Origin of the sequence: Streptomyces sp. NPDC029216 (genome assembly GCF_040648015.1) — a bacterium.
GTDB lineage: Bacteria > Actinomycetota > Actinomycetes > Streptomycetales > Streptomycetaceae > Streptomyces.
Window position 1 is genome coordinate 1 of sequence record NZ_JBEZWL010000246.1, and the last position, 5,936, is coordinate 5,936.

A 5,936-nucleotide genomic window follows, 5' to 3' on the forward strand; every position below is an offset into this window, starting at 1 on the left:
CCCGGGGCCGGCGGCGCCTCGACGTACGGGGGCTCAGGCGTTCAGCAGCCGGTTGAAGAAGGAGCGGTAGTGCTGGAGGGCCTGGCGCAGGTCCTCCGTCGCCACGTCGTCACCGCGCTGCCACTGGCCCTCCAGCTCCTGCTTGTGCGAGGCGAAGGTGCCGGCGAGGTCCTGCATCACCTCGGCCACCAGGGTGTCCGCCGAGGTGACCGCGTCCCGCGGGTCGTCGACGAAGCGGCCCTGGATCTCGCCCCAGGCCGTCCGGTACCGCTCGGCGTCCTCGGCCGCGAGCAGCGGCTGTCCGTCACCGCTGTGACCGGCCCCGTCCGCCCCGTCGTCCGCCCCGTCGTCCGGCCGGTCTGCCGGCATGCCGGACGAAGCGGACGCCGGCTCCTCCTCGTCCCGGCCGGCCGTGAACCCCTCGTCCTCCTCGTCCCGGCCGCCGGCGGAGCGGCCGGAGAGGTCCTGCCCGGTACCCTCGCCCGGGTAGACCGGAGGGCCCGCGTCCGGGCCGCCGGCCGCGTCCGGACCTGCGATGTCCTCCGTGGTCAGGGGGACCGAGCCCCGCTCTGTGTCGTCGTGGGTGCCCATGTCACCGGCTCCTCTGGTCTGTCAGCAGTTCGTCGAACAGGGCGCGGTAGTGCACCATCGCCGCGCGCAGTTCCTCCGTCGTCGCCCGCCCGTCCGCGCTGCGCGACCTGACCTCGTGCGCGGCCCGGAAGTGCTCCAGCGTCCGCCCGTGCTCCACGGACAGGTCGCGGACGGCGCCGCTGTACCCGTCGGTCGGGTAGCCGCGCTCCCTCATCAGCTTCGCCACCAGCTCGTCGGCCTCGTCGACCGAGCCCGCCGGCTGGTCCACGAAGTGCTCCTGGACCTCGCTCCACCGGTCGGCGTACTGGCTCCGCCGCTCCGGGGGCAGTTCCCTGATGTCGAGCTTGTCGTGCCGTACCTCGCGGGCGCGCAGGTCCCGCTCGGCGGCCAGTACGCCGCCCTTCTCCTCGACCGCGCGCTCGTACTCCGGTCCGAAACGGTGGCGCAGGTGACGCCGTCGCGCGAGCAGCGCCAGGGTCACGGTGATGGCGAGCACCACGATCACCCCGACCACGATCACGGCTATGAGTGTGCTGGTCGACATCTCGGTCCTCCGTCCCGGGCGCCTGGTGCCTGTACGGGCGCGGCTGCCCACCCGGTCGGTGGACAAACCAGCAGCGGCGCGTCAGCCGAGCGGATTGTGGGCCGGCGGCACCGCCTCCCCGGGCGGTACGGGGCCGGGGGCGGTGCCGTCGCCGAACGGGCGCCCGCCCAGGGCGGCGCGGCCGTGCGGGGCGAGCCAGCCCTGCGGGTCGGGGCCGGCCGGCACGATGCCGGTGGGGTTGATGTCCGAGTGCACCAGGTAGTAGTGCCGTTTGATGTGGTCGAAGTCGACGGTGTCGCCGAAACCGGGCGTCTGGAACAGGTCCCGCGCGTACGCCCACAGCACCGGCATCTCGCTCAGCTTGCGCAGGTTGCACTTGAAGTGGCCGTGGTAGACGGCGTCGAAGCGCACGAGCGTGGTGAACAGCCGCACGTCGGCCTCCGTGATGCTGTCGCCGACGAGGTAGCGGGCCCCCGCCAGCCGCTCGGAGAGCCAGTCGAGCCGGTCGAAGAGCCGCCGGAACGCCTCGGCGTACGCCTCCTGGGAGCCCGCGAACCCCGCCCGGTAGACCCCGTTGTTCACGTCCCGGTAGACCACCTCGTTCACGGAGTCGATCTGCGGGCGCAGCGCCTCGGGGTAGAGCGCGGGCGCGCCCGCGCGGTGATGGGGCGCCCACTGGAGCGACATGTCGAGGGTGATCTGCGGGAAGTCGTTGGTGACCACCTGCCCGGTCGGGACGTCCACGATCGCCGGCACCGTGATCCCCCGGTCGTAGCCGGGGTCGCGGGCGAGATAGGCCTCCTGGAGCCGCTCGATGCCGAGCACCGGGTCGCGCCCGCCCGGATCGAGGTCGAAGCTCCAGCTGCGCTCGTCGTGCACCGGCCCCGCTATGGCCATCGGCAGGGCCTCCTCCAGTCCGAGGAGCCGCCGTACGACCACCGCCCGGCTCGCCCACGGGCAGGCCCGGCTGATCACCAGGCGGTAGCGCCCGGGTTCCACGCGGTAGCCGTCACGGCCGTCGGCGGTGATCCGCGTCGTCAGGTACCGGGTGTCGCGGGAGAAGTCCTTGCCGGGGGTCACGTAGCTCACGCCGGGCGCCTACCCCGCGACGGCCGCGCTGAACGCGGCCGGTCGGTCCCGGCCCGGCGGTGAGCCGGCCGCCCGGGGCGGCGCACGCCCCCGGCGGGGACGGCCGCGCCCGCTCCCGCAGCTCCGGGAGCCGTCCGCGCGGCCCGAATGGAGCGGATCGTTCCGGGAAGGAGTGGAGGCGCGTGCGCCGATTTTCCCGGACGGGCTGTGGGGTGGCTGTGAAGCGACGGACGTGGGGGGTCCGGCGTGCGGAAAGAGTGCCGACAAGTTCTATATTCGTACGAACCATCCATGCGCGGCGGCCCGGCTGCGGTGATCAGGGGGGACGACAGCGATGGCCGACACCGACACCGCTCCGGGCACCCGGGCGGAGTCCCGGAGTGCCCGCAAGCTCCAGCGGAAGGCGCGGAGCCGCAAACGCCTGGGCATAGCCATAGCCGTCGTCGCCATCGGGGGAGCGGCGGCCACGGCGTACGCCTTCACCCTGGGCGGCGCCTCGGGCGCCGCCCAGCGCGACGCGAAGCTCGCGGCCTCGGGCAGCGCGGCCGACGCGGCCGCCGCCGCCAAGGGCGCGGAGGAGCCCTGGGACGGCAAGGTCAAGGTGCTGGGCGACGGCTCCACCTCCTACACCGGACCGCAGCCCGGCCAGCTCAAGCCGGAGAAGCTCAAGCCCGGCGAGAAGCCGCCGCAGTTCGTGGTCTTCTCCTGGGACGGCGCTCTGGAAGGCGATGACCACCTCTTCTCGCACTTCCGGCAGGTGGCCAAGGAGAGCAACGCCCACATGACCTTCTTCCTGACGGGCATCTACCTGCTGCCCGACTCGAAGAAGATGCTCTACCGCCCGCCGCAGCACGGCCAGGGCGCGGCGGCCATCTCCTACCCGACGGTCCCGCACGTGAAGTCCACGCTGGCCCAGCTGCGCGGCGCCTGGACCGACGGCGACGAGATCGGATCGCACTTCAACGGGCACTTCTGCGGCCCCAAGGGCGGCGGGGACTGGAGCCCCGCCGAGTGGAAGAGCGAGATCGACCAGACGTACGCGTTCGTCAAGAACTGGAAGACCAACACCGGCTTCACCAAGGAAGCGCCCCTGCCCTTCGACCCGGACCGCGAGGTCGTCGGAGGCCGCGCGCCCTGCCTGGAGGGCCAGAAGAACCTCCTCACCGCGATCAAGCCCTACGGCTGGCGCTACGACGCGAGCTCCTCGGGCGACTTCCAGCTGTGGCCCTCCAAGCAGAACGACATCTGGAACTTCCCCCTCCAGCTGGTTCCCCTCCAGGGCAAGGAGCTGCAGGTCCTCTCCATGGACTTCAACTTCCTCTACAACCAGTCCGGCGACTCCACCAAGGGCGACCCGGCGAAGTACGCGGGCTGGGAGGCGCAGACCCGCGCCTCGTACATGAACGGCTTCAACCGCGTCTACAACGGCAGCCGGGCGCCCATGTTCGTCGGCAACCACTTCGAGGACTGGAACGGCGGCATCTACATGAAGGCCGTCGAGGACGTGATGAGGGACGTCTGCCCGCGCCAGGACGTCCGCTGCGTGTCCTTCAAGGAACTGTCGGACTGGCTCGACGCCCAGGACCCGAAGGTCCTGGCGCAGCTGCGCATGCTCGACCCCGCGCAGGCCCCCGACTGGAAGACCCTGGTCAAGTAGCGGAGCCGGGGGCGGGCGCGGGGCCTCGAAGGGCCCCGGACCCGCCCCCGGCCCGTTCTACTTCACCGCCTTGATGTACTCCGACCACAGCCGCACCGCCCGCTCGCTGCCCGGCGTGCCCGGCGCGTCCCCGCCCAGCCCCGTCAGCGGCAGCGCGATCAGGTCGGTCAGCGCCATCCGGTAGACCACCACCGCCGTGGACTCCTTCTCGGTGTTCGCCACGAACCAGCCCGCCGTGTTCGCGGCGGTCGTCCCGGTCTTGCCCGCCGCACCGGGGTGCGCCTTGGCCGCCGTCTTCGCCGACCCCTCGGTGACGGCCTCCCGCAGGGCCTCCGTCACCGAGCGGGCCGTCTTCGCCGACATCGCCCGGACCGGCTTCGGCGCGTCCAGCGGCACCGCCGTGCCGTTGCGGGAGACGGAGCGCACCGAGTACGGGTCGGTGTGCATGCCGTCCGCCGCGAAGGTCGCGTAGGCGCCGGCCATCCGGATCGCGCTGGGCTTGGAGTTCTCCCCGAGCGAGAAGGCCGGGATCCGAGTCCCGAGGCTCGACGGCAGCAGGCCCGCGTGCTCCGCGAACGTCTCCACCCGGTCGAGCCCGACGTCCAGCCCCAGCTGGAGCATGGGCGTGTTGACGGAGTCGGCGACCGCCTGCTGGAGGGTCACCTGGCCCCAGTTCCGGTTCCCGTCGTTGCGGCCCTTGACCACCTTGCCGCTGCGGTCCCAGTACGGGCCCTCGGGCGTCTGCACCGTCACCTGGTCGTTGCCGTCGTACACCGTGGTGGGGGAGACCGGCGTACGGTCCTTGCCGCGCGTGCGCACCACCCCCTCCTCCAGGGCCGCGGCGTAGACGAGCGGGGTGAACGCCGTCCCGACCGGGATCGTCGTCGAGTTCGCCTGGTTGAAGCCCTGCTTGAGGTAGTCGGGGCCGCCGTAGACCGCGAGCAGCCGGCCGTCCGGGGCGACGCTCGCCGCGCCGATCTTCGCGTGCGTGTCGGTGCCGGGCCGCTTCTCCGCGTCGAAGTCCTTCTGCGCCTTCTGCACGGCCTCGGTCAGCGCCGCCATGCGGGACTGGTCGAAGGTCGTGTAGATCTGGTAGCCGCCGAGGTCGAAGTCGGAGTCCTTGATGTGCCCGGCCTTGATCGCGTAGGCCTTGGCCAGCTCCACCAGGTAGCCGTTCTGGGCGCCGGGCGTGCCGGCCGTGCCCGGGCCCGTGGGCTCCGGGAACTTCGTGTACGTGGCCCGCTCAGCGGCCGAGAGCTGGCCGGTGTCCACCATGCGGTCCAGGATCCAGCTCCAGCGTTCCACGGCCCGCTTGTGGTTCTCCTCGCCGAGGGAGGGGTCGTAGAGACCCGCGCCCTTGAGCAGGGAGGCCAGGAAGGCGCCCTCGCTGGCGTTGAGCTTCGAGACGTCCTTGCCGTAGTACGCCTGGGAGGCGCGCTGGATGCCGTAGGTGCCGCGCCCGAACCAGCTGGTGTTGAGGTAGTCCTGCAGGATCTGCTTCTTGCCCGTCTGGTTGTCCAGCTTCAGGGCGAGGAGTATCTCGGTGAACTTCCGCGAGAGGGTGCGGTCCTGGTTCAGGTAGGCGTTCTTCACGTACTGCTGCGTGATGGTGGAACCGCCCTGGGTCTCGCCGCCCGTCAGCGCGGCGCGCACGGCGCGCAGCACGCCGGAGGGGGAGACCCCGGGGTCCGAGTAGAAGCTGGCGTTCTCGGCCGCGAGCACGGCTCCCTGGACCTTGGGGGGCACCTTGTCCAGGGGCATCTCCTGCCGGCTGACCCAGCCGGTCCGGGCCATGGTGGAGCCGTCGGCCCAGTAGTAGACGTTGTCCTGTTGTGTGGCGAATGAGTTGAGATCATCCGGTATGTCGGTAGTGGCGTACGCGAGCGAGACGAAGCCGACCAGGCCTATGAACACGTACAGGCAGGCGCCCAGCCACTGGCGCCAGGACGGAATCCACCGGCGCCAGCCGCTGCGCCCGGGCCTCGGGTACGCGGGCCGCATCCGCCGCAGCAGGGGCCGCAGTCGCCGCAGCAGGGGCCGCAACCGCAGCAGCAG

At 71.7% G+C, this 5,936-nt stretch carries 5 protein-coding genes; 1 reads left to right on the forward strand and 4 read right to left on the reverse strand.

Annotated features, from left to right (window positions below; genetic code table 11):
* Positions 1-33 precede the first annotated feature (33 nt).
* From AB0F18_RS38085 to AB0F18_RS38095, 3 genes are all read right to left on the reverse strand, one after another.
* Positions 34-591, reverse strand: coding sequence for a hypothetical protein (locus AB0F18_RS38085; protein WP_362069792.1), 558 nt, complete (start codon positions 589-591; stop codon positions 34-36).
* Between the two features lies 1 nt (position 592).
* Positions 593-1,135, reverse strand: coding sequence for a hypothetical protein (locus AB0F18_RS38090; protein WP_362069795.1), 543 nt, complete (start codon positions 1,133-1,135; stop codon positions 593-595).
* A gap of 81 nt (positions 1,136-1,216) precedes the next feature.
* On the reverse strand, positions 1,217-2,224 hold the full coding sequence (locus AB0F18_RS38095; protein WP_362069798.1) for a glutathione S-transferase C-terminal domain-containing protein: 1,008 nt from the start codon (positions 2,222-2,224) through the stop codon (positions 1,217-1,219).
* Between the two features lie 421 nt (positions 2,225-2,645).
* On the opposite strand from AB0F18_RS38095, the gene AB0F18_RS38100 reads away from it, so the two are divergent.
* Entirely contained in the window at positions 2,646-3,881 is a 1,236-nt protein-coding gene (locus tag AB0F18_RS38100) for a hypothetical protein (protein WP_362069801.1), read from the forward strand.
* A 57-nt stretch (positions 3,882-3,938) separates the two neighbouring features.
* On the opposite strand, the gene AB0F18_RS38105 is transcribed toward AB0F18_RS38100, so the two are convergent.
* On the reverse strand, positions 3,939-5,930 hold the full coding sequence (locus tag AB0F18_RS38105; protein ID WP_362069804.1) for a transglycosylase domain-containing protein: 1,992 nt from the start codon (positions 5,928-5,930) through the stop codon (positions 3,939-3,941).
* Positions 5,931-5,936 lie beyond the last annotated feature (6 nt).

What these genes read in the sequence shown, in the direction of transcription:
- AB0F18_RS38085 (WP_362069792.1), bottom strand. Translation starts at nt 591, where the DNA reads ATGGGCACCCACGACGACACAGAGCGGGGCTCGGTCCCCCTGACCACG.
- AB0F18_RS38090 (WP_362069795.1), bottom strand. Translation starts at nt 1,135, where the DNA reads ATGTCGACCAGCACACTCATAGCCGTGATCGTGGTCGGGGTGATCGTG.